Consider the following 23,375-nt stretch of genomic DNA (forward strand, 5'->3'; position numbering starts at 1 on the left):
GCAGTCGTGCTCACGACGCGGTCGAGTCCGACCCTCCGACGTGCGCAGCACGCCGCCACCGCGCGACGTGCGGCGGCAGCTCGACGGTGAGGGACATCCAGAGAAACTCGTCGTCCATCGCGCGATAGCCGGAGTGGGACGCGAAGTTGCGCATCGTCAGGAGAGCCCTCACGACCTCATCCGGGGTGCCCGTCAGGAAGTCGGCGAAGGCGTCGACCTCGAAGAGGGCCGCCGCACGGATCACGGCCATCGAGCCGGAGGCGTAGGCGGGCGAGTTGCGGCGGAGATCACCTCTCCCCCCGCTCGTCGCATGCCGAATGAAAGCATCGATCGCGTCGAGGCTGTCGAGGAAGTTCTCGTGGGTCACGTCTCTCGCCGAGTTCTGCGCTCGCGGAGCACGCGTGAAACGTGTGGTCGGACGTTCGGGATCTGTCACAGCGTCGCCATCGTGGTTGATGCCAGGAAAGCAGGACGTCGTTCGTCATCCACGATCACATCGACGGGGAAGCCCGTGAGTTGTTCAACGGTATGGGTGAAGGCGGCGATGTCGAAGTACCCGCGGCCGCTCTCGACGCGGGCCAGGAGATCGATGTCGGAGGCGAAGTGATCTGCGCCCGTCGCAACGGAGCCGAAGACCCGGATGTCGCGAAGCCCGTGTCGCGCACCCGCGTCGACGATCTCTTGGGCGTTCGCTTCGACGGCGAGGCTGGGGCGGTAGTCGGCGGCTTGGAGGAGTCGCATCAGTGCGTCGTCGCTGGGGGTTCTCGTTCCCGTCTCGATCGCGGCGACGTTGGGCTGACTCATTCCCGCGGCCCGAGACAGCTCGGCTTGGGACATCCCTCGGTCGAGGCGCGCGGCGCGGACCAGCTGAGCAGCGCGGGTGCGGTCGAATCTCGTGGTCACGGCATACCCCCGTGATATAACCTACGCCCGCCGTCGCCCCAGCCGGGAAGTGGTCGTAAGGCTCACGGGGCGGTGGCCCGTCGGGCGCCGTATTCGCCGCTGCGCGCCGGGGGTCAGCGGGGACGGTCGATGAGGCGGATGAGCGTCGGCAGCCCCCGCGAGGTCGCGGGAGCGCCGGTCAGTCGTTCGATCACGGGCGTCGCGTTCGACTCGCGGTCGCGCTCGTTGGCGGTGACGGTCCAGCCCACCTCCGTCTGCAGCAGGCGACACCGACGTCGGGCCGCTCCTTCTCCATACTGTTCGTCGAGCGCGAGGCGGACGGGTGCGTGCAGCGTGAGTTCGCGACGTGCGGCATCATCCGCGTGGCGGTGGGCGTCGACGATGTCGGCGAGGTCCTCCCACGCCAGAACGAAGACCTTCCGTTCGACGCCGGTGCGTGCGGCGAGGGCGCACATGGCGTCGGCGGCGTGCGCCGCCTCCCCGGAGAACACGATCGTGCCGTTGCTCTGGAAGGGTGAGGCGTCATGGCATCCGGCATCGTCGAATGCGGCAACGAGGTCTGTCGTCGAGACGTGCCCGCGTTGCCCTTGGTTGAGGTTGCGGACGAACGCGACGTGGAGCATGAGCGGAGGCTACCGCCGTGTCGGCAGGAAGGGCACGGTCACCCTCGGTGGGACTCGGACCATTCCGACAACTGCGCCACCCGTGCGCGCACGCCCCGGTGCCACGGGCGGAGGGCGGCGTAGCGCTCACGTTCAGCCGACGGAGCTGCGGCGTCGATCGTGGCCGTCATGGCTGTCGATGCCGATGCCCAGTCCGGGTGAAGACCCGCGCCCACCGCGGCGCATACGGCCGCCCCGATGCCGGCCGCATCGTCGACGGCGGCACGTCGCACCGGGAGACCCGTCACGTCCGCGAGGATCTGCAGGAGGACGTCCGAACGCGCACCGCCACCGGTCACGATGAGGCTGCGGAACGATCGATCGAGCTCGGCCGCCATCGCGTCGATGTGATCCGCCATGGTGAAGGCGATTCCCTCCAGGATTGCTCGATGCAGATGTCCACGTCCCTGCATGCCGGAGAAGCCGACGAAGGCGCCGCGGCGATGAAGAGCATCCGCGGGTGCCAGCCAGTCCAGCACGGCCGCGATGCCATCGCAGCCGGCGGCGACCTCTGCCGCCTCGCGGCCCAAGGCGTGGTCGAGCGCGTAGGGGTCCTCGGCGTCGGGTGTCTCCGACTGAAGAAGCGATCGCAGCCAACTGACCGTCCACATTCCGCGGCGGATTCCGCCGGATTCGGCCAGATACTGCCCGGGACGAGCGCCGAAATTGGACCAGTGCGCCGCGCCGGATTCGGCGCCGCCGGTCGGCGTCATCGCGGCGATGTACGTGCCCAACGACAGAAGTACGTCGTCGGATGCGCCCAGCCCCGCGCCAAGCGCCTCGACCGCCTTGTCGTTCGCCGTGGCGAAGACCGGAACGCCGGACGGCAGTCCCGTGTCGACGGCGGCGTCGTCGGTCACTCGACCGAGCAGCCCACCCGGCTCTATGAGCTGCGCCAGCAGATCCTTCGACATGCCGGTCGACGCGTATGCCGCGTCGTCGAGACTCCACTGCCACGTGTGCTGGTCGATCGGCCAGACTCCTTGGTAGTTGCCCGCGGCATCCGTGAAGGAGCCGGTCAGACGGTGGTTGATGTAACCGGATGACGTGGTGACCTTCGCCACATCGGCTGCGGGGGTGTGAGCGCGCCCCACCCGGGCATCCATCCAGCTCATCATCGGCTCCGCCAGGGTGCCGTCCTCGCGCATGAGAGCCCTGCAGAACCGAATCGTGCACAGCCCCACGCCGACGATCTCTGCGGGATCAGCGGTGAAGCGCTGCATCGCCGAACGGCACGCCGTGCGGATCGAGTCCCACACGTCGTCGTCAGGATGCACGACCTGCCCGGTCGATGAGCTTTCGTAGGGTCGCAGGGCCGCCCGGGCGCTGGCGTGAATTCGCCCGGTTTCATCGACGATGAGGACTTTCGTCGACTGCGACCCGTTGTCGATCGCGACGACGTACGGCATCAGCGTTCCAGGGGGAAGATGGTGCCCGGGTTCATGATCCCGTGCGGATCGAGAGCCTTCTTGACCCGGACGAGCAGTTCGAGCGCGGACCCGTGTTCCTCAGCGGTCCACGGTGTGCGGTACTTGCCGATGCCGTGGTGGTGCACCATCGAGCCGCCCAGACGCAGTGCCTCCTCGACGACGATCGCGTTCAGTGGCTCGTGGTACTGGGTGATCTCGTCCCGCGGGTCGCAACCGATCGTGTAGTCGTAGACGAAGTAGAGATTGGTCCCGGTCTGATAGCTGTGCGACGAATGAGCGCCGAGCATCGTCAGATCGTCCGCGTGGGCGAACTCTGCCCGCACGCGCAACATCACCGATTCGTAGAGCTCGACGACGCGCGACCAGTCGACCGAGACCTCGGTCGTGTAACCGAGGTGGGAATGCGCGAGCATGTCGGCTTTCTCGCGATCGATCTTGTCCTGGCCCCAGTTGAGGTTGTCGAACCACTGCTGGACGAGCGAATCCTCCACACGCACATGCTGCCTGTCGGAGAAGACCTCCTCGATCGCCTCCGCCGTGGCGTCGGCGAGACGACGCGGGCCCTCGGCGACAAGGATGACGACATTGCGGCCGTCGTGGAAGTGAGCGAAGTGCTGGCGGGCGTCCTCGGGGGAGTACACGCGAGCGACGGACGGACGGTATCCCTGCACCACCAACTCACGCAGTGCATCGACGCCCGTGCCGAAGTCCTCCGTGAGGAAGCCGAAGTACCGATTGTTCTCGGGCTGGTACGGCCAGAGTTTCACGGTGACCTCGGTGACGAACGCGAAGGCGCCCTCGTTGCCGATGACGAGGTGGCGGATGTCGGGGCCGGCTGCACGCCGCGGGACGTTCTTGATGCGCGTGATGGTCCCGTCGGCGAGAACGGCCTCGAGTCCGACGACCATGTCTTCGATGGCTCCGTACAGGGTCGAGAACTGGCCGATCGAACGGGTCGCGACGAGACCCCCGTACTGGGCCAGGGGCTTGGATTGCGGAGAGTGGCCCGTCGTGTAGCCCAGCGCTCGCACCTCGTCCTCCACGCGTTGCAGGGGAACTCCGCATTGGACGGTCAACATCATGTCTTGCGTGTCGATCTTCAGGACCCGGTCCATGCGGGAGCCGTCGAGCACTATCGAATCGGCGACGACCGTCTCGAGTCCGCCCTCCGTGGCCGTTCGCCCCGTGCGGGGCACGATCGCGACGAGGTTGTCGTTTGCGAAGCGGAGGACCGCCGAGACCTCTTCCGTGTCGCGGGGGTAGACGATCGCGCAGGGGAACGGGCCGTCGAAGATCCCGTGGACGGCGCTGTACTTCTTGAACCGGTCCACGCTCGCTTCACGCAGCGACTGCTCATTCGTGTCGACGGCGTCGGGACCGAGCATGTCGGAGAGGCGAGCGACGATCTCAGCGCGACCGAGGAACGAGAGGGAATCTGCCATGACGACCTTTCAGGAGTGGGGGAGGAGCTGTCAGCGCAGCAGGTAACCGCCGTCGACGACCAGGGTGTGGCCGGTGACGTAGTCGCTCGCGCGACTGCTGAGGAAGACGAGGGCGCCCATGAGGTCGGCGGGGTCTCCCCACCGTCCAGCCGGCACGTGGTCGATGACGCGGGCGTTCGCCGCGGCATCCGATCGGGTTTTCTCGGTGAGCGGCGTGGCGAAATAGCCGGGCGCGATCGCGTTGACCTGTACCCCGAACCCGCCCAGTTCGTCTGCGTACGCCTTCGTGAAGCCGACGACCCCGGCTTTCGACGCGGCGTACGCCGGCGACTGTCGGCCGCCGAGGAAGGAGAACAGCGACGCGATGTTGACGATCTTCCCGCAACCTTGGGGGATCATGACGGATGCCGCGGCGCGGGCGAAGTCGAAGGTCGCCGTCAGATTGACGGCGATCATCGGATCCCACTTCTCGCGACCGAAGGCCGTGACGTCGTCGCTGAGCAGATTGATGCCGGCGGAGTTCACCAGGATGTCGAGCCCGCCGAGGGTGTCGACGCACGACTTCACGGCGTGACGTGGGGCGTCCGGCGCGGTCACGTCGGTCTGTGCGAAGACGTAGCGGCGGCCGAGTGATTCCACCAGCTTTTGTGTCGTTCCGTCGTCGTCGACGAGAGAGGGGACGAAGACGTCCGCTCCGGCGGATGCCAGTGCGAGCGTGAACGCACGCCCGAGGCCGCCGTTGCCGCCGGTGACCATCGCCGTCTTCCCCTGGAGGGAGAAGAAGGACGGGCCGAATTCGGTGACATCCATCATTCAGCCGTCTCTGCGAACGGGTCGGCGATGCCGACGTAGGTCGTTTCCAGGTACTCGTGTATTCCTTCCGCGCCGCCCTCGCGACCCAGGCCCGACTGCTTGACCCCGCCGAACGGTGCTGCCGCATTCGACACGACGCCGGCGTTGAGCCCCAACATGCCGGTCTCCAGGGTCTCTGCGAGACGCAAGCCCCTCTTCAGGTCACGGGTGTACGCGAAGCACACCAAGCCGAACGGAGTCGAGTTGGCGAGGCGAACCGCCTCTTCTTCGGACGTGAACGTGATGATGGGCGCGACCGGTCCGAAGATCTCCTCCCTGAGGATCGCCGCATCGTGCGGCACGTCGACGAGCACGGTGGGCGCGTAGAAGTACCCGGGACCGGGGAGGACGGATCCGCCGAGTGCGACGCGCGACCCTTCGGTGACGGCGCCCTCGACGAGAGCGGCGACCTTGTCTCGGGTGGCGGCGTCGACCAACGGTCCCATCGTCGAGTGCGGTTCGGTTCCCCGGGCGGTGACGAACGCCGCGATTCGCGCGGTGAACTTCTCCGTGAACTCCGCGCAGACGCTCTCGTGGACCAGGAAGCGATTGGCAGCGACGCACGCCTCGCCCCCGTTCCGCATCTTCGCCAGAACCGCGCCGTCCACGGCCGCGTCGATGTCGGCGTCGTCGAACACGATGAACGGGGCGTTCCCTCCGAGCTCCATCGACACCTTCAGAACCTGGTCGGCTGCGTCCACGATGAGGCGTCTTCCGACCTCCGTCGACCCTGTGAACGACAGTTTGCGCAGCCGCGCATCTTTGATGAGCGGACCGGTGACAGCTTCGGCATGAGTGGTCGGGATGACGTTCAACACACCCGCCGGTAGCCCGGCTTCCTTGAGCACCTCGGTCAACAGGAGTGCCGTGAGGGGGGTGAGCGCCGCAGGTTTCAGCACCATCGTGCACCCCGCGGCGATTGCGGGGGCCACCTTGCGGGTCGCCATCGCGAGAGGGAAGTTCCACGGTGTGATGAGCAGGCTCGGACCGACGGGCCGCTGCACGACGAGGAGACGGTTCCGGCCGTCCGGCGCGGTCGAGTACCGTCCGGCGATCCGCGGAGCCTCCTCGCTGAACCACCGAAGGAACTCCGCTCCGTAAGCGACTTCCCCGCGAGCCTCCGCGAGCGGTTTGCCCATCTCCAGGGTCATCGCGAGCGCGAAGTCGTCGGCACGCGCGGTCACCAGGTCGAACGCGCGACGGAGGATCTCCGCCCGCTCGCGCGGCGCGGTCCGACCCCACTCGTGCTGCGCGGCGTGTGCGGCGGCCAGCGCCGACTCCCCGTCCGCGACGCTGGCGTCGGCGACTCTCGCCAGCACCTTCTCCGTCGCCGGATCGATCACGTCGAAGCGGTCGCCCGTGGACGCGGCGCGCCATTCGCCGGCGATGTACAAGTCCGTCGGCAGCGATGCGACGAAAGCGTGCTCGTCGCGATCGGTCGCGCTCATCGGGCACCCTCCGGCGTGGCGACGCGGCGCAGAGACACTCCGGCGAGGTCTTCATAGAGCTTCACGGGTGTCATCTCTCCGGCGAGGTCGCCGTATTGCGCCTTCGCGCGGCGGTATACCTGTTCGACGACCGCGGACAGCTCCACGGGCACACCGACGGTACGGGCCAGGTCGATCGACAATCCCAGGTCCTTGCAGGCCAGTGCGATGGCGAATCCCTCGTCGTAATCTCCGTGATCCAACACGGACAGCACATCGTTCTCGACGAAGTTCGAGTTCGCGGGACTCGCGATGATGGACGTGCGGAGCACCTCGAGATCGACGCCTGCCTTGACTCCCACGGCGAGGACTTCTGCCGTCGCCACGAGGTGCGAGAACCACAGTTGGTTGAGCATCAGTTTGACGGCGTAGCCCGCACCGTGGCCGCCGACGTGCAGGATGCGTTCCGGATCGCCCATCGCCTCGAGCACGGGACGCAGCCGGGCGACGTCGTCGGCGTCGCCTCCGACGAAGATCTGCAGTCGACCGGCCGCCGCGCCGACCGACATTCCGCTCACCGGCGCGTCGAGGACGTGCAGATCTCGATGAGCATGATCCCGGCGCGCGGCGGCAGCGACGTCGGGGACGGAGGTGGACATGTCGATCCACGTGCCGCCATCCCGGATCCCCGCCAGGATGCCCGTCGGTCCGTTCACGACGGAGTCGACGTGTCGGGGCGTCGGAAGCATCGTGATGACGACGTCGCTCCCGGCGGCGACCTCAGCTGCCGTATCGGCCCACCGGGCGCCGTTGTCGATCAGCTCTGTCGCGGCCTCGGGACGGATGTCGGTGACGATGAGAGGGAATCCTGCCTGCTGCAGGTTCTTCGTCATCCCCGAACCCATGTTGCCCAGTCCGATGAAGCCGATGGTGAGTGTGTTGTCGGTCACGTTCTTGCCTTCCCGGATCACGACGTCGGTGCGGTGTAGAAGGGATTGCGCGGCGCGTGGCGCGCCTCGAGCACCGCGTCGAGCGCGGGGAGGTGTTCGACACCGTTGCGCAGCGCCGTCGCGGTGGCCTCCCTGTTGTTGCGGTACACCGCGTCCGCGTCGTCCGCCCCGGGATTGACCCAGACGGCGGCGATCACGACATCCGTGTCCGTTTCAGGAGGGGAGATCACGCCGGCCGCGACCGCGTCGGCCACGCCGGCTGCGACTCCGGCCTGGGCAGGACCCCAGATGTGGGTGCTGTGCTCATCCGTGGTCGGCGCTGACTTCGTGACGAATAAGGTGAGCGGCTTCACGGGCAGTGAGGGAGCCAGAACGGCGACGAATGGGACGTGGCCCGAGCTGGGGGAGGCGAGGGCGGTCGCCCAGGCGACGCCTGCCGGTCCGCTGCGGGGCCCGGCCACGGTATTGATGTGAGCGGCGTTGACGCCGTCCCCGATGAAGCTCTCTCCGATGCGCAGGGTGGTCATCGCGGTTCCTCTCTTCGTTGAGCTTGCCGCCGGGCGGCCGAGCCGATGGCAACACATTAGGTGACGGATGCCCTATGGACACCCCTTGATGCAAATATGGCAAACGATTAGATTTGGGTGATGTCGACTCCCTCTTCAGGCCCCCGCCGCAATTCCTCCGGACTAGCGCGAGATATCGAAATCATCGAGTTGCTCGGTTCTGCGGAGGCGGTGGCGGCGGCGGGGCTCGGAGTGTCGCGCGTGGCGCAGCTCACGGGACGTGACAAAGCGGTCGTCTCCCGCACACTCGCGACGCTCGCGGACGCCGGACTGCTCGACCGCGATGACAGCACACTTGCCTACCGGCTCGGATCCCGCCTCTATGCGCTGGCCGCGCTCACCGTCGAGAGTCGCCTCGCTCGGGAATCGCAGCCGGTGCTCCGCCGCGTCGCGCAGCGGGCACGGGAGACCACGCATCTGTGCGTCCTCCGGGGTGGCAACGTGCTCACCATCGCCAGTGAGCTCAGTCCCTACGAGTTCCGCACCACGGGCTGGGAGGGTGTCACCACGGCGGCATGGCGAACCCCGTCCGGTCGGGTGCTGCTGAGTGACTGGGATGAGGAGGCGCTCGTCCGCTGGTACGACGAGCACGGCCAGGATCAGGCCATCGTCGGACCCGTGCCCCCGCACATCGCCGGCTTCTCGGTTCTGCAGGCCCCGCCCGCAGACCGGATCGTCGTCTCCGACCTCGAAAGCCTCAAGGATGAGCTCGGCCGGATCCGAGAGAGCGGGTACGCCCTGCTCGACGAGGAGCTCGAACTGGGCGTTGTGGGCGCGTCCGCGCCCATCCGCGACTTCACCGGCCGGATCGTGGCGGCCCTGAATGTGAGCGCGCCGAAGTCCCGAATCGGGGAGCGCCTCGACGGTCTCGCCAGATTCGTGGCCGTGAGTGCGCGCGAGTTGTCCTCGAACCTCGGGTACACCCAGCCCTGACGCGGAAGCGCATTTGCCATATGTGCAAGCATCGTTGTGCATATGCATGGTGCGGCCGTATGTTCACTCCAACACCGAGCGGATCGGTGAATCTCGATGAAGAGAGGAGCGCAGACGTGACCGATTTCGACCTCGACGGCCTCCTCACCTTCTGGGGCCGGCGATGGGATGACATTCTCGACCTCGTCCTCCAGCACCTCGCGGTCGTCGCCGTGAGCATCCTCATCGCCACCGTGATCGGTGTGCTCATCGGCGTCGCCGTGTGGAACCGACCGGTGCCGAGGTCACTGACGATCGCCGCGGCCGGCGTCGCGCTGACGATCCCGTCCCTCGCGCTCCTGGCGCTGATCACGCCCGTGTTCGGTCTCGGATGGACCCCTACGGTCATCTCGCTGGTGTTCTACTCGCTCCTGCCCATCGTGAGGAACACGGTCGTGGGTCTGCGCGAGGTATCGCCGGCGATCATGGAATCGGCCAAGGGCATGGGCATGTCACCCGCGAAGATCCTCCTGACGGTCCAGCTGCCCATCGCGTGGCCGATCATCCTCACCGGAGTCCGCGTCGCCGCCCAGCTCACGATCGGCATCGCCGCCATCGCGGCCTACGTCGCCGGCCCCGGTCTGGGCCAGTTCATCTTCCAGGGGCTGTCGTCGCTGGGCTCGAAGAACGCCCTCAACTTCGCACTCACCGGGACGCTGGGCGTCGTCATCCTGGCGCTGCTCATCGACGGTGCCTTCGTCCTCATCACCCGCATGACCACCTCAAGGGGGCTCCGTGTCTGAATCGGCCACCGGCGTCGCAGCCATTGCGCGCAACACCAGCGGAGTCGGCATCACGCTCGACCGCGTCACCAAGGTCTACCCGGGACAAGACGAGCCTGCCGTCCACGACTTCTCCATGGACGTCCTCCCCGGAGAACTCATCATGTTCGTCGGCCCGTCGGGGTGCGGCAAGACCACGACGATGAAGATGATCAACCGCATCATCGAGCCCAGCTCGGGGACGATCACGATCGACGGGAGCGACGTCCTCTCCCTCAATCCGAACGAACTGCGCCGCCACATCGGGTACGTCATCCAGCAGATCGGCCTCTTCCCCCACATGACGATCGCCGAGAATATCGCCGTGGTGCCGCGGCTCCTCGGCTGGTCCAAGCAGAAGACGGCGGACCGTGTCGATGAGCTGCTGGACACCGTGCAACTCGATCCGTCGACCTTCGCCGCCCGCTACCCGAAACAGCTCTCCGGTGGGCAGCAGCAGCGAGTCGGGGTTGCTCGGGCCTTGGCAGCGGATCCGCCCGTGATGCTCATGGACGAGCCGTTCGGGGCCACCGACCCGATCACCCGGGAGAAGCTCCAAGCCGAGTTCCTGCGACTTCAGGAGACCCTCGGCAAGACGATCGTGTTCGTCACCCACGACTTCGACGAGGCCATCAAGCTGGGCGACAGGATCGCCGTCCTCTCCGACCGCAGCCACATAGAGCAGTTCGACACCCCGGCGAACATCCTCGCCGCGCCGGCCAACGATTACGTCCGTTCCTTCATTGGGCACGGGGCGGCACTGAAACGCCTCGCGCTGATCCCGGTCAGCGAGGCGCGACTCGGAAGCGCGCAGGGGACACACGGCCTCGCGACGGTGTCGGTCACGGCCACGTTGCGCGATGCGCTGGACACGCTCGTCCTGCTGGGTGTTCCCGCCATCGACGTGGTCGCCGCCGATGGACGTCCCGTCGGCTCCCTCACGGTCGAACGCATCTCGGACGTCCTCGGCGCCGACGTGCCAGGCGTGGCATCCGCGGGTGCCTGATGACCATCACCACGGAGACCCAGACGATCGTCGCGGCGCGCCGCGCCGTGCCTCTCAGCAAGCGACGCATCTTCACTCTGAAGCGCTTCACCACTCCGATCGTCGTGGTGGTCATCCTGCTCGCGCTGTTCGTCTGGGTGTCCACGCTCCAGTTGGATTCGATCGAGCAGAGAACCATCAACCCGGAGTACCTGGCGCTGCGGATCGGCGAGCACCTGAGTCTCACCTTCGCCGCATCCGCGCTCATCGCCGTCCTGGCGATCCCGGTCGGCATCGCCGTCGCCAAGACGCCCTCGAGGATCGTTCGGTCGATCGTCCTCGCGATCGCGAACATCGGCCAAGCGACGCCCGCGGTCGGGGTGGTCATCCTGCTCGCGATCATCTGGCAGACGGGCTATTCGACCGCGCTCGTCGCCCTGGTGGTGTACGCGTTCCTCCCCGTTCTGCGAAACACGATGATCGGCATACAGCAGGTCGACGCGAGCGTGCGAGAGTCTGCGCGCGGCATGGGAATGACACCCAGCCAGGTCCTCACGCGCATCGAACTGCCTCTCGCCGTTCCCGTCATCCTCGCCGGACTGCGCACGGCGCTCGTGTTCTGCGTCGGTGTGGCCACCATCGCCACCTTCATCAACGCGGGCGGCCTCGGCGACATGATCGTCAACGGGCTGAAGCTGCAGCGCTACCCCGTGCTCGTCGTGGGCGCCGTCCTCGTCGCCTGCATCGCTCTGCTCATCGACTGGATCGCGGCGGTCGCTGAGGACCTCCTCACTCCGCGTGGTATCTGACCCCGACGACGGGGTCGCACTCAGGTACCCGCCACCGGGGGTCACTTCCCCCGCACCACCCCTCAACACACTCAAGGAGACACCATGAAGCGACGACTGCTTCTCCCCGCCCTCGCCATCGTCGGCGCAGGCGTGCTCGCCCTGTCCGGCTGCTCCGGTGGCGGCGGCGGCGGCGGTGCCGCAGGCGGGCAGGGCGACGAACTCGACGGCCTCTCCGGCGAGATCGGCGCGAAGGACTTCTCCGAACAGTTCGTGCTCGCGCACATCACGGCGCAGCTGCTGCAGGCTCACGGTGCCGACGTTCAGGCCAACACCAAGCTCGTCGGCTCCGCGAACGTCAGACAGGCCCTCGAGACGGATCAGTTCCTCGGGTACTGGGAGTACTCGGGCACGTCCTGGATCACCTACAACGGCAACACCACCCCCGTGCAGGGGGCCGAGGCGCAGTTCGAGGCGACCAAGGAGGCGGACGCCGCCAACGGCATCGCGTGGTTGGACCCCGCACCGCTGAACAATACGTACGCCTTCGCGATCCGCGCGGACAAGGCGGAAGAGCTCGGCGTGAAGACGCTGTCCGACGTGGCGAAGCTGCCCGCCGCGGATCAGACGTTCTGCATCGAGAGCGAGTTCTCCACGCGTGACGACGGGTGGCCCGGGCTGAAGGCCGCGTATGGCATCACCGTGCCCGACTCCAACGTCGCCCTCCTCGACACCGGCGTCATCTACACCGCGACGCAGAAGGGCGACGACTGCAACTTCGGGGAGGTCTTCCAGACCGATGGGCGCATCCCCGCGCTCGACCTCGTGGTGATGGAGGACGACCAGCAGTTCTTCCCCGTTTACCAGGCCGGTTTCACCCTGAAGCAGGCGACCCTGGACGAATACCCCGCCATCGCGGACATCATCGGCGAGGTGTCTCCGCTGCTGACCACCGAAGAGATGCAGAAGCTCAACAGTCAGGTCGACGTCGACGGCGAAGACCCGGAGGACGTGGCCCGCGACTGGCTCACCGAGCAGGGCCTGATCTGACCCCACCCGCACGAACAGGGCGTCGCGCCGTTCCTCGCTGCGCGGCGCCCTTTCGTCGTATCGGAGAGCACTGACATGAAGATCACGGACATCGAACTCACCCGGTTGAACCTCCCTCTCGATCCGCCGTTCCGCGCGGCGTGGGATCCGCAGCCGCGGACCGACTTTCCCGCCACCCTCGTCACCGTCCGAACGGACGACGGCCTCGTCGGATACGGATCCGGCGACACCATGGACGGATTCGATGCGTATCGCTCGCTCTTTATCGGAACCGATCCGATGCAGATCCTCCTGCAGGTGCGTCGCATCGAGACGATCAACTTCCACGGCGGACGCTATTGGCCGCTCGAAGCAGCGCTGTGGGACATCATCGGCAAGGTCGCGGGGCTCCCCGTCAGCGTGCTGTTCGGTGGTGCCCGCGACCGACTCCCGGCCTACGCCTCCAGCGGCGAGCTCAAGTCACCCGCGGAACGAGCCGAGGTCGCCCTCGCCGCCCGCGAAGCCGGTTTTCGTGCGATGAAGATCCGGATCGCGCGCGAGCACCTCACTGAAGGGGTCGCCGCCGTGCGGGCCACTCGGGACGCCGTCGGGGACGACTTCGACATCATGGTCGATCTGAATCAGATGTGGCGGATGGCGGGCGACGTCGAGGCGGCGCTGCCGCTCGCGAAAGTGCAACGCTTGGCGACCGAGCTCGCCGAGCTGGATGTGCTCTGGCTGGAGGAGCCCCTCCCACAGGTCGACGTGGCGGGTGCGCGTCGGGTCCGTTCGGTCAGTGGCATGCAGGTCGCGGGAGGGGAGATGGTTCGGAGTCTGCCCGAGCTCACCCAGCTCATCGAGGCGGACGCGTACGACATCTACCAGCCGGATGTCGCCCTCGCGGTGGGCATGTACCGCGCGCGCCAGATCGCGGAGTCCGCGAACGTCCGCCACCGCTCGTTCACGCCTCACACGTGGTCGAACGGTCTCGGGCTTCTGGCCAACCTTCACGTCGCCGCCGGTGTCGACGCCGGACCGTACCTGGAGTTCCCGTGGGACCCTCCGGGCTGGACCCCCGAGCGACGCGACTTCTTCATGACTCCTCTGCACATCGACGGAGCCGGGGACCTCCGTGTCCCTGACGCGCCCGGACTCGGCGTGATACTCGATCCTGAGGCGATCGCCCGCTACGCCGTCACCGGGTAGCCGGTAGCAGTCGCGTCGTCGCCGCGGGAGATGCTCAGGCGGAGCGATTGAAAAACCCGGTCCATGCGCTGTGCGCAGTACGCCGAGAGCAGCCGCCCTGAAAAAGTGGACGCGACGGCGGGAGTCGAACCCGCCACGCCTTCGGTTATGAGCCGAGGCCCGGGACCGCCCGGATCGCCGCGATGTGCCCCCACGCTAACCCGGGCCGCGAGAGCGGCGGGCGGGCGTTGCGCGAAGTGACGCGGTGTGTCGTCATGTGGCGCTCGGCGCCCGCGTCGACCGTCGATGATCGCTCGCGTCGAGTGCTCCAGGTGGGCCCGGACCGCGTGTTCCGGGTCGACCAGCGCCTCCTCCACGTATGCGCGGTGCTCCGCCGTCAGTGCACCGGGTGCGTACGCGGGTCGCACGTGCGTCAACAGCAGGTGCATCTCGGAATCGAGGCGGCGGTACTCCTCCGCGATCCGCGGAGAGCCCGCCGCGGCGACGAGCGCGAGATGCACGCTCGCGTGCGCGGCCAGCGTGGCGGGCCAGTCGCCGGAGGCTTCGGCGGCGGCGAGGTCGTCGAGAGCCCGATCGATGGCGGAGGGACGGATGCCGCGGTCGCGGACGATCCGCAGCGCCTCGGTTTCGAGGGCGCACCGCAGCTGCTGCAGCGCGACGAGCGCCTCGTCGTCGAGCAGCGAGACCCGCACGCCGCGATAGGGCTCGGCGGTCACGAGTCGCTCGGCGGCGAGACGCGTCAGGGCGGTCCGGGCGGTGTGACGGGAGACGCGGTGGGCCGCACTGAGTTCCTCCTCGCGCAGGGGCGTGCCGGGGGCGAGGTCTCCGGAGAGGATGCCGGCGCGCACGGCGTCGGCGACGAGATCGGCGGCGCGGGGGCCGGGGGAGTCCGCGCCGACCCGACCGCGGATCTCCGTGGCGCCCGCGTCGGGCCCGCTGCCCCCGCGTTCGGCCCGGACGCGCCTGTCGGGCCCGCTGCCCCCGCGTTCGGCCCCGACGCGCCCGCTGCCACCGCGTTCGGCCCCGCCGCGCCCGTCGGGCCCCGTGTCACCCTGCCCGGTGGCGGAGGCGCGCGCGGACGCGTCAGGCGCGGGCCGTGGCATCCGGAACCTCCTCGCGTCGACGTGACGGTGCCGATACGACGGCGAGGCCCACCGCAATGAGCGCGAGACCGAGGGCGCCGATCGGGGTGAGCTGCTCGTGCAGCACGAACAGCCCGAGCAGCGTCGCCGCGAGGGGCTCGGCGAGCGTCAGGGTCGACACCGTGACGGCGGTCAGCCGAGCGAGTCCCCAGCCGAACAGCAGGTACGCGATCGTCGTCGTGACCACTCCCAGCCAGAGCGCGAGCGCGAGACCGTGGGGGGTGAACAACCACGAGGATCCGGCCAGCAGCAGCACGGGGAGGCTCGCCACCGCGGCGACACCGAAGACCGTGCCCATGACGCGGGTGGAATCCCACCCCCTCTCGATCAGCGCCTTGCCGCACACCGTATAGAGGGCGTACGACATTCCCGCGCCCGCCGAGGCGAGCAGACCGCCCGGGGCGAGCGCGACCGAGCCGCCGGTGACCCCCGACACGAGCACGACGCCGGCGAGGGCGATCGCGGTGGCGAGCATCCAGCGCGGTGAGGGGGCGCGGCGCAGGCGAACGGCATCCACGATTCCGGTGGCGATCGGCGCGGACCCGAGCGCGACAACCGTGCCGATGGCCACGCCGTTCTCGCGTGTGCCGAGGAAGAACAGGGGTTGATAGGCGAGCACGCCGATGGCTCCGAGTGCGATGAGTCCCGTGATGGACCCGCGCGTCGCCGGTACCGGGGCACGGGGTCGACGACGCAGAAGGGCGAGCAGACCGAGGATGCCGCCGCCCACGACGATCCGCGCGGCACCGACCGCGAGGGGGGAGGCGTCGACGCCCGCGAGCGCCTGCGCCGTGCCGGTGGTCGAGAAGCACAGGGCCGCGGCGAGGACGGCGAGGGCGGGCAGCATGGATGGATTGTTACACAATCCGAATGGATGCCGTGGCGCGCGGCGAGCGGGCTCCGGAGCGGCGATGGCTCCGACGCGTCGATCGCCGTCGGGGTGCGGCCGTCGGGGTGGACCGCGGCGCCGGTCAGGCGCGCAGGGCCTGCGCCATCGAACGCAGTGCGTGCAGAGCGGCGGTCTGCTCGGCATCCGTCATCCCGCTGAGCATGCGCTTCTCGACCGACCGGACGGCGGCGCTCGCCGCCTCGAGCGAGCGCCGCCCCTTCGCTGTCAGGCGGGTCGGGAGGGCCTTGCCGACGGGAGCCGCATCGGGACGCTCGACGATCCCGTCGCGTTCGAGCGATTGGAGCAGCACATTCATCGACTGGCGCGTGACGAAGGCTCCGCGCGCCAGGTCGGAGTTCGACAGGCCGGGGCGCTGGGCGAGCAGCTCGAGGCAGGAGTAGTGCGTGACCGTCATGCCGAGGGGGCGCAGCACGTCTTCCATCGCCGCGCGCAGTGCGCTCGCCGCCTCTTTCAGGAGATAGCCGAGCGACGTGTCCAGATCGATCACCTCTTGCGCCATGTCAGTATTCTGACATAGTCTGCATGTCAGATAACTGACACGAAGGAGCACGCCATGCCCGTCACCGGACCCGACTTCATCTCACTGCAGGTGCGCGACCTCGCCGCCTCCCACGCGTTCTACGCGCAGTACCTCGGCCTGCGGCGCTCGCCCGCCGGACCGCCCCTCGCCGTCGTCTTCGACACGGCGCCGATCGCCTTCGCGCTGCGCGACCTCGCCCCCGGCACCGACCTCACGGGCGTCGACCAGCCCGGAATCGGCGCGGCCGTGTGGCTCCACGCCACCGACGTGCAGCAGATCCACGATGCGCTCGCCGCCGACGGGCACCGCATCGTCATGGCGCCGACCGACGGGCCCTTCGGGCGCACCTTCACCTTCGCCGACCCCGACGGCTACCACGTGACCCTCCACGACAAGGCCTGAGCGCAGCCGGTCGGGCTCCGTCGTCGCGACGATCGCGTGCGCGGGTGGAGCGGTCGGGGGCGCGAGGTGCGGCGGGTAACGTAGGTGCATGGCGACGGCGGCGGGGCGAGGCATCCTGGCTCTGGTCGTCGCCGCGGTGCTCCTTCTCGCGGGTGCGGTCGTCGCGGTCGCGATCGACCCGTTCGCCCGGGAGCCCGTGGCGGTCGGTCCGACCACCGAGTGGGTCGCCCGCCTCCTGCTGCTGCTGGGGATCGTCTGGGTCGGCATCGGCATGATCTCCGCCCGCACCCGACTCGTGCGTCGCCCCGGAGCCGCTGCTGCTCGCGCCACGTGGGTCGCCTCGACGCGACCGTGGCGGGCGCGCGAGTCCAGCCTCGGGCTGCTTCCGCTCGACCGGTGGTTCATGATCGTCGTCCCCGGCGGCATCCTCGTCGCGACGCGCGTGGTGCAGACCCCGCGCGACGGGCTCTGGAGCGTCGCGCTGGCCGTCGGGTGCTGGCTGGCGTTCGCCGTCGCGGTGCGCCTGCTCCTCGGACGCCGGTCGCCGTGGCCGATCATCGCCGCGGTCGGAGGTGCCATCGTGCTGCGGTGCGTCGTCGCGCTGCTGGCGGTGTCGTTCTCGGGTCCCGCCGGGATCTGGCCGGAGGTGTGGTCGTCGCCCGTCCTGCGGGCGCTCTACCTGACGGTCGCCTTCGCCCTGGTGGCGTGGGTCTTCGTCGTCGCCGGCTGGTCGCTCTCGGCGCAGATCGGCCCGCGCCGAGCGGTGGGCATCGCGCTCGCCGGAGTCGGGGTGGCGTCGGCGCTCCCCGCGGCGACCATCGCCGTCGTCGGGGCGCGCGACGCCGTGCGTTCCTGGAACGATCAGATCGGCATCCTGCCGTGGGACCTCGCGCGTCTGGCCGGTGGGCGCGACGGAGCGTTCCCGGTCGAGATCGTCACGGCCGCGACGGTGGTCGGGGTGATCGTCGCGGTCGTGGGGATCGTGCTCGCCCTGCCGACGCGCAGCTCCACCCGGGCGCGCTGACGCGGAGTTCCGGGGCTCGGACGATGGTCAGCGCCCGGCGTCGCGCCGCAGCGCGGTCAGCGCCCGAGCGTGTTGTCGAACGGTCCGCCGCGACGGATCTCGCGCACCTCGGTGCCCAGCGGCATGAGCGACACGGGCACGAGCTTGAAGTTGGCGATGCCCAGCGGGATGCCGATGATCGTCACGCACAGCAGCAGACCCGTGAAGATGTGACCGAGCGCCAGCCACCACCCGGCGAGGACGACCCACACGATGTTGCCGAGTAGTGAGCCGAGGCCCGAGGTCGACTTCGACACCGTTTCGCGTCCGAACGGCCACAGTGCGTAGAACCCGATGCGGAACGAGGCGATGCCCCAGGGGATCGTGATGATCAGGATGCACAGCACGACGCCCGCGGCGAGGTAGCCGAGGAAGAGCCAGAAGCCCGACAGGACGAGCCACAGGATGTTGAGGATCAGGCGCATGAGTCCATCTTCGCGGCCGCCGCTGGATGGCATCCACGGTTTGACACGGCTTCACCTATCCGGGTGTCGAACGGCGCGCAAGCGCCCGCCGCACATCACCCGCCCCGTTTACCGTGGGTCCACCGAGGGAAGGAACCCACCATGTCTGACGTCACCCGCGCCACGCCCGAACGCCGCATCCTGTCGAGCTTCAGCGACTACACGGGGGCACAGGCCGCCGTCGATCGTCTCTCCGACGCCGGGTTCCCCGTCGAGCACACCGCGATCGTCGGACACGACGTGCGCATCGTCGAGCAGGTCACCGGACGCATGACGCGCGGTCGCGCCGCGGGTCTCGGTGCGGCCTCGGGTGCGTGGTTCGGCCTGATGATCGGCGTGCTCATCGGGCTGCTGAGCCCGGGCGGCTTCCTCGGCCTGCTGCTGATGGGCCTCGTGCTCGGCGCGGTGTGGGGTGCCGTGTTCGGCTTCGCCGGCCACGCCTTCACCGGCGGACGTCGAGACTTCTCGTCGGTGCAGGGTTTCGAGGCCGAGCGCTGGGACGTGACGGTGGATGCCGAGCACTTCTCGCGTGCGCAGTCGCTGCTGTCGTCGGGCGCGGCGGGCGAGACGCGCCCCTAGGTCGGGCTGCACGGTCGCGCCGGGGCCGATGTCGGGGGTCCCGCTTAGACTTGACCCCGCCATGACCGACGCCTCCACGCCCCTCATCGTCGACGGCCCGCTGCCGTCGGCGGCCCGACCCGACGCCGACCTCCTCGAGGGGTTGAACGGCCCTCAGCGCGAGGCCGTGACGTATCGCGGCCAGGCGTTGCTCATCGTCGCGGGCGCCGGTTCCGGAAAGACGAGCGTGCTCACGCGGCGCATCGCGTCGTTGCTGCGCACGCGCGAGGCGTATCCGAGCCAGATCCTCGCGATCACCTTCACCAACAAGGCGGCGGGCGAGATGCGCGAGCGCGTGCATCAGCTGATCGGGCAGAAAGCCGACGGCATGTGGATCTCGACGTTCCACTCCGCGTGCGTGCGCATCCTCCGCCGCGAGGCCGAGCAGTTCGGTTTCACCAAGGCGTTCACCATCTACGACTCCGGCGACTCTCGAGCGCTCATCAAGCGACTCGTGAAAGAGCACGAGGGCGATTCGTTCGGGCTCACCCCCGCCGGCACGCAGAGCCGCATCTCGAAGCTCAAGAACGAGCTGGCCGACGCCGAGTCCTACGCACGCTCCGCCAACATGAGCGACCCGGCCGAACGCGTCTTCGTCGAGATCTTCTCGTCCTACCAGCGCGAGCTGCAGAGGGCCAACGCCTTCGACTTCGACGACCTCATCGCGCAGACGGTCTACCTCTTCCGCGCGTTCCCGCAGGTCGCCGACGTGTACCGCAAGCGGTTCCGGCACATCCTGGTCGACGAGTACCAGGACACCAACCACGCGCAGTACGCGCTCATCCACGAACTCACGCGGCCCCCGGGGTCGGATGCCGAGCCGTTCTCCTCCGGCGGCATGATGATCTTCGATGCCGAGCCCGCAGGCGACGATGCGAGCTCCCTCACCGTCGTCGGCGACTCCGACCAGTCGATCTACGCCTTCCGTGGCGCCGACATCCGCAACATCAGCGAGTTCGAGCGCGACTACCCGGGTGCGAAGGTCGTGCTGCTCGAGCAGAACTACCGCTCCACGCAGAACATCCTGTCGGCCGCGAACGCGGTCATCTCGAACAACTTCGACCGCAAAGACAAGAAGCTTTGGACCGACGTCGGCGCGGGCGACCCGATCATCGGCTTCACCGGCTACTCGCAGCACGACGAGGCGCAGTTCGTCGCCGATGAGATCGAGACGCTGCACAAGAAGGGCGTCGACTACTCGGGGGTCGCGGTGTTCTACCGCACGAACTCGCAGTCCCGCGCGCTGGAAGAGATCTTCATCCGCTCGGCGGTGCCCTACAAGATCATGGGCGGCACCAAGTTCTACGAGCGCGCTGAGATCAAAGACGCCCTCGCCTACCTGGTCGCGGTCGCCAATCCGGCCGACGGCATGGCGGTGCGTCGCATCCTGAACCGCCCGCGTCGGGGCATCGGCGACGTCACCGAGACCGCCATCGCCCGCTACGCCGCCGAGCACGGCATCACCTTCCGAGACGCCCTGGCCAACTCGGCTCAGATCGGCGTCGGCCCGAAGCTGCAGAAGGCCATCGACCAGCTCGACGCGGTGCTGACCGAGGCGACGGCCGTCATGCTCCCGGCATCCGGAGAGCTCGCCCCCTCCACCTCGGTCAGTGAGGGACTCACCCTGCTGCTGAACAAGAGCGGCTACTTCGACGCGCTGCGCGCCAGCAAAGACCCACAAGACGAGGCGCGCCTCGAGAACCTCGACGAACTCGTCGCGGTCACCCGCGAATTCGCCCGGAACAACCCCGAGGGCACCATCATCGACTTCCTCACCGAGGTCACCCTCGTGGCGGATGCCGACGACCTCGACGACGCATCGGGCTCGGTGTCGCTCATGACGCTGCACACCGCCAAGGGCCTCGAGTACGACGCCGTGTTCCTCACCGGTGTCGAAGAAGACCTGCTGCCGCACCGGATCTCGGCGAACGAACCCGGCGGTCCGCAGGAGGAGCGGCGCCTGTTCTACGTCGGCATCACCCGTGCACGAAAGCGCCTGCACGTATCGCTCGCGATGACCCGCGCCCAGTTCGGCGAAGTGACCGTGGCGATGCCCAGCCGCTTCCTGCAGGAGATCCCCGCCGACCTCATCGACTGGCGTCAGTCGCCCGGCGACGTCAACGGCCGCGGCGGCTCGCAATCGCGCGCGTTGAACGCCCGGGGGCGTCGTCCCGGTCAGCCCGGAGGCGGCAACCGCTACGGAGACGACCTCGTTCCGCTCCCCAAACGCGCGCCGGCCGACCCGAGCAAGTTCCCCAACCGCATCCCCGCGAAAGTTCGTGACAACGGCGACATGGAGTTGGCGTCCGGAGACCGCATCCGCCACGACGACTTCGGTGAAGGGCGCGTGGATGCCGTGACCGGCGAGGGTGCGAAGCGCGTGGCGCACGTGCGCTTCGACACGGTCGGGCCGAAGAAGCTGCTGGTCAAGATCGCGCCGATCGCCAAGCTGTAGCGCGGGTTCGCGGCGCCGGCGTTCGTCGGTGGCAGAGGGCGGCCACGGTTCGGGTGCGGCGGGCGTCCGCGGTGGGCGAGCGCGGCCGGGTACCTCGCTCGACCGGCGCGGCCCCCGCCGCGCGGCGCCTCGAGACACGTGCCGGGCCCGTTTGAGGCGTGTTTTGTTCTTTTGGGGCGGGTGTTGACCGCCCCAATGTGCGAAATGCGCCCCGAACCGCGCCGCGCCGGTGGCCATCCGGCGCCGAGTGAACGCATGGCCCCGCCGCGTGGCCGCCCCGGGCGCGTGGCGGGGCGCCTGGGCCGGTTTGGGGCGTGTTCTGTTCTTTGGGGCGGGTGTTGACCGCCCCAATGTGCGAAATGCGCCCCGAATCGCGCCGCGCCGGTGGTCATCGCGCGCTGGGCGAACGCATATGGCCCCGTCGTGTGGCAGCCCTGGGCGCGGTGCGGGGCGCCTGGGCCGGTTTGGGGCGTGTTCTGTTCTTTGGGGCGGGTGTTGAACGCCCCAATGTGCGAAACGCGCCCCAAACCGCGCCGCGCCGGTGGCCATCCGGCGCCGAGCGAACGCACGGCCCCCGCCCGCGCGCCGGCCCCCGCCGTCTGGGCGCCGGGCGCCCCGCCCCGCGGACCATCCCGCGCCGCGCCAAGGCACGGCCCGCCGCCGCGCGGGCGCCCGGCTAGGCTTGCCCAATGGCTCTTTTCTCGCGCCGCAAGAAGTCCGATTCCGACGACGCATCGACCGACCGGCCCGACACCGTGATCGAACCGGGTGAGCAGCCCGTCGACCCCGCCGGCCCGAGCGACGCCGCTCCGGCCGCGCAGGCGAACGCTGCCGCCGCCCCCGCGCAGGCGGAGGCGCCCGCGCAGGCGGAGACGACTCCGACGGTCGGCATCTCGATGTCGTCGTTCCGCGGTGTCGGTGCGGGTCCCGAGACCCCCGCCGAGGCATCGGCTCCGCCGACCGCCGCGCGTCCCTCGGCGCGCCAGCCCGGCGCGATGGTGGCGCCGGAGGCTCCCGAGACCCTGCCGGGCCTCCGCGACAACGTCCTGCTCAGCAACGCCCTCGCCGAGATCGTCGGTCAGGCCGAGCCGGCCCAGTTGCTCAACGTCGCCCGTCAGCTCCTGCAGGGACACGTCTTCCTCCGCGTGAAGGGCGACGCCCGCGCCCTCATGGCCGAGGGAAAAGACCTGCCCCTCGCGGTGGCGAACAACGGCGACGAGCAGCTCGTGCTCGGCTACAGCGGCGGCATGGCCCTGCGGGCCAGCGTCGAGGCCGACGGCGACCGCGACACATCGGCGATGGCCCAGCCCGTGCTGACGCTGCTGCGCCACATCATCGACGGCCCGTACGGCGGCATGGTGCTGAACCCCGCCGCTGCCGATGGGCGCGCGGTGCTGCCGAAGCCGCTGCTCGAGCGCATGATCGCCGAAGTCGACCCGCAGCTGCGCATCAAAACGGCCCTGTGCGACGCGCGGAGCGAGTCGACGGCATCCACCGTCGTCGAGGCCATCGTGGCCGACGCACCCATGTGGATCGCCGTGAACCAGACGGAAGAGGGCGGCCCGATGGGCGTCGCCGAGTCGCGCGCGGCGACGGGCGAGCGCTTCCTCGAGGTGTTCTCGCACCCGCTCGAGCTGCTGGCACTCGGCCGCGGCGACCAGCCCCTCCCGATCCGCACGATGCAGCTCGCCAAGGCGCTGTCGCAGGATGCCGGGCTCACCGGCATCCTGATCGACCCGGCCGGTCCGTGGATCCGCCTCGGACGCGACGAGCTCGGTCCGGTCGTCGCCCTCGCCGCCGAAGACGACGCGCCGATCGCCTGAGCGTC

At 68.9% G+C, this 23,375-nt stretch carries 23 protein-coding genes, 1 tRNA gene and 1 pseudogene; 11 read left to right on the forward strand and 14 right to left on the reverse strand.

Features of this window, described 5'->3' with window-relative positions; all coding sequences use genetic code 11:
* Positions 1–10 precede the first annotated feature (10 nt).
* The 9 genes from QRO03_RS00080 to fae form a co-directional block, all read right to left on the reverse strand.
* Complete coding sequence (locus tag QRO03_RS00080) at positions 11–367, reverse strand: antitoxin (protein ID WP_285135489.1); 357 nt, start codon at positions 365–367, stop codon at positions 11–13.
* Positions 368–432: 65 nt separating this feature from the next.
* The gene (locus tag QRO03_RS00085; protein WP_285135490.1) at positions 433–903 is read right to left on the reverse strand and encodes a helix-turn-helix domain-containing protein; all 471 of its coding nucleotides are present in this window, start codon (positions 901–903) and stop codon (positions 433–435) included.
* A gap of 113 nt (positions 904–1,016) precedes the next feature.
* Positions 1,017–1,526 (reverse strand): DUF1697 domain-containing protein, encoded by a 510-nt coding sequence (locus QRO03_RS00090; protein WP_285135491.1) that lies wholly within the window; start codon positions 1,524–1,526, stop codon positions 1,017–1,019.
* Positions 1,527–1,564: 38 nt separating this feature from the next.
* Complete coding sequence (locus QRO03_RS00095) at positions 1,565–2,974, reverse strand: FGGY-family carbohydrate kinase (protein WP_285135492.1); 1,410 nt, start codon at positions 2,972–2,974, stop codon at positions 1,565–1,567.
* Positions 2,974–4,437, reverse strand: a complete 1,464-nt coding sequence (locus tag QRO03_RS00100; protein WP_285135493.1) for an FAD-binding oxidoreductase — start codon at positions 4,435–4,437, stop codon at positions 2,974–2,976. Before QRO03_RS00100 ends, QRO03_RS00095 begins: the two co-directional genes overlap by 1 nt.
* Positions 4,438–4,467: 30 nt before the next feature.
* Entirely contained in the window at positions 4,468–5,250 is a 783-nt protein-coding gene (locus QRO03_RS00105; RefSeq protein ID WP_285135494.1) for an SDR family oxidoreductase, read from the reverse strand.
* A complete protein-coding gene (locus QRO03_RS00110; RefSeq protein ID WP_285135495.1) occupies positions 5,247–6,737 on the reverse strand; it encodes an NAD-dependent succinate-semialdehyde dehydrogenase in 1,491 nt (496 codons plus the stop codon). The genes QRO03_RS00105 and QRO03_RS00110 overlap by 4 nt, the downstream gene beginning before the upstream one ends.
* A complete protein-coding gene (locus QRO03_RS00115) occupies positions 6,734–7,666 on the reverse strand; it encodes an NAD(P)-dependent oxidoreductase (RefSeq protein WP_285135496.1) in 933 nt (310 codons plus the stop codon). Before QRO03_RS00115 ends, QRO03_RS00110 begins: the two co-directional genes overlap by 4 nt.
* A gap of 17 nt (positions 7,667–7,683) precedes the next feature.
* Complete coding sequence (fae, locus tag QRO03_RS00120) at positions 7,684–8,193, reverse strand: formaldehyde-activating enzyme (RefSeq protein WP_285135497.1); 510 nt, start codon at positions 8,191–8,193, stop codon at positions 7,684–7,686.
* Between the two features lie 120 nt (positions 8,194–8,313).
* Between fae and QRO03_RS00125 the strand changes: the two genes are divergently transcribed.
* The 6 genes from QRO03_RS00125 (at position 8,314) to QRO03_RS00150 (ending at position 13,973) form a co-directional block, all read left to right on the forward strand.
* A complete protein-coding gene (locus tag QRO03_RS00125) occupies positions 8,314–9,165 on the forward strand; it encodes an IclR family transcriptional regulator (RefSeq protein ID WP_285135498.1) in 852 nt (283 codons plus the stop codon).
* Between the two features lie 116 nt (positions 9,166–9,281).
* Positions 9,282–9,947 carry an ABC transporter permease gene (locus QRO03_RS00130; protein WP_285135499.1) on the forward strand — a complete coding sequence of 222 codons (666 nt, stop codon included), beginning with the start codon at positions 9,282–9,284 and terminating at the stop codon, positions 9,945–9,947.
* Positions 9,940–10,971 carry an ABC transporter ATP-binding protein gene (locus QRO03_RS00135; protein ID WP_502882988.1) on the forward strand — a complete coding sequence of 344 codons (1,032 nt, stop codon included), beginning with the start codon at positions 9,940–9,942 and terminating at the stop codon, positions 10,969–10,971. Before QRO03_RS00130 ends, QRO03_RS00135 begins: the two co-directional genes overlap by 8 nt.
* On the forward strand, positions 10,971–11,759 hold the full coding sequence (locus QRO03_RS00140) for an ABC transporter permease (RefSeq protein ID WP_285135500.1): 789 nt from the start codon (positions 10,971–10,973) through the stop codon (positions 11,757–11,759). The genes QRO03_RS00135 and QRO03_RS00140 overlap by 1 nt, the downstream gene beginning before the upstream one ends.
* 84 nt (positions 11,760–11,843) lie before the next feature.
* Positions 11,844–12,788, forward strand: a complete 945-nt coding sequence (locus QRO03_RS00145) for a glycine betaine ABC transporter substrate-binding protein (protein WP_285135501.1) — start codon at positions 11,844–11,846, stop codon at positions 12,786–12,788.
* A gap of 75 nt (positions 12,789–12,863) precedes the next feature.
* Positions 12,864–13,973, forward strand: coding sequence for a mandelate racemase/muconate lactonizing enzyme family protein (locus tag QRO03_RS00150; protein WP_285135503.1), 1,110 nt, complete (start codon positions 12,864–12,866; stop codon positions 13,971–13,973).
* Positions 13,974–14,079: 106 nt separating this feature from the next.
* Here the strand turns inward: QRO03_RS00150 and QRO03_RS00155 are convergent.
* From QRO03_RS00155 to QRO03_RS00170, 4 genes and pseudogenes are all read right to left on the reverse strand, one after another.
* Positions 14,080–14,155: transfer RNA gene (locus tag QRO03_RS00155), tRNA-Met, on the reverse strand.
* Between the two features lie 180 nt (positions 14,156–14,335).
* Positions 14,336–15,076 (reverse strand): annotated as a pseudogene (locus QRO03_RS00160) (GntR family transcriptional regulator); the annotation flags it as partial.
* On the reverse strand, positions 15,057–15,962 hold the full coding sequence (locus tag QRO03_RS00165) for a DMT family transporter (RefSeq protein ID WP_285135504.1): 906 nt from the start codon (positions 15,960–15,962) through the stop codon (positions 15,057–15,059). The gene QRO03_RS00165 and the pseudogene QRO03_RS00160, both read right to left, overlap by 20 nt.
* A 124-nt stretch (positions 15,963–16,086) precedes the next feature.
* Positions 16,087–16,524 (reverse strand): MarR family winged helix-turn-helix transcriptional regulator, encoded by a 438-nt coding sequence (locus tag QRO03_RS00170; protein ID WP_285135505.1) that lies wholly within the window; start codon positions 16,522–16,524, stop codon positions 16,087–16,089.
* Positions 16,525–16,578: 54 nt separating this feature from the next.
* On the opposite strand from QRO03_RS00170, the gene QRO03_RS00175 reads away from it, so the two are divergent.
* Positions 16,579–16,947, forward strand: coding sequence for a VOC family protein (locus tag QRO03_RS00175; protein WP_285135506.1), 369 nt, complete (start codon positions 16,579–16,581; stop codon positions 16,945–16,947).
* Between the two features lie 88 nt (positions 16,948–17,035).
* On the forward strand, positions 17,036–17,971 hold the full coding sequence (locus QRO03_RS00180) for a hypothetical protein (RefSeq protein ID WP_285135507.1): 936 nt from the start codon (positions 17,036–17,038) through the stop codon (positions 17,969–17,971).
* Positions 17,972–18,027: 56 nt separating this feature from the next.
* On the opposite strand, the gene QRO03_RS00185 is transcribed toward QRO03_RS00180, so the two are convergent.
* Positions 18,028–18,435 (reverse strand): YccF domain-containing protein, encoded by a 408-nt coding sequence (locus tag QRO03_RS00185; RefSeq protein WP_183418422.1) that lies wholly within the window; start codon positions 18,433–18,435, stop codon positions 18,028–18,030.
* 141 nt (positions 18,436–18,576) lie between these two features.
* On the opposite strand from QRO03_RS00185, the gene QRO03_RS00190 reads away from it, so the two are divergent.
* The 3 genes from QRO03_RS00190 (at position 18,577) to QRO03_RS00200 (ending at position 23,370) form a co-directional block, all read left to right on the forward strand.
* Entirely contained in the window at positions 18,577–19,053 is a 477-nt protein-coding gene (locus tag QRO03_RS00190; RefSeq protein WP_285135508.1) for a YflT domain-containing protein, read from the forward strand.
* Positions 19,054–19,114: 61 nt separating this feature from the next.
* The gene (locus tag QRO03_RS00195; protein ID WP_285135509.1) at positions 19,115–21,547 is read left to right on the forward strand and encodes an ATP-dependent helicase; all 2,433 of its coding nucleotides are present in this window, start codon (positions 19,115–19,117) and stop codon (positions 21,545–21,547) included.
* Positions 21,548–22,236: 689 nt separating this feature from the next.
* A complete protein-coding gene (locus QRO03_RS00200) occupies positions 22,237–23,370 on the forward strand; it encodes an SseB family protein (protein ID WP_285135510.1) in 1,134 nt (377 codons plus the stop codon).
* Positions 23,371–23,375: the final 5 nt, after the last annotated feature.

The organism is Microbacterium sp. lyk4-40-TSB-66 (genome assembly GCF_030209475.1).
Taxonomy (GTDB): Bacteria; Actinomycetota; Actinomycetes; order Actinomycetales; family Microbacteriaceae; genus Microbacterium.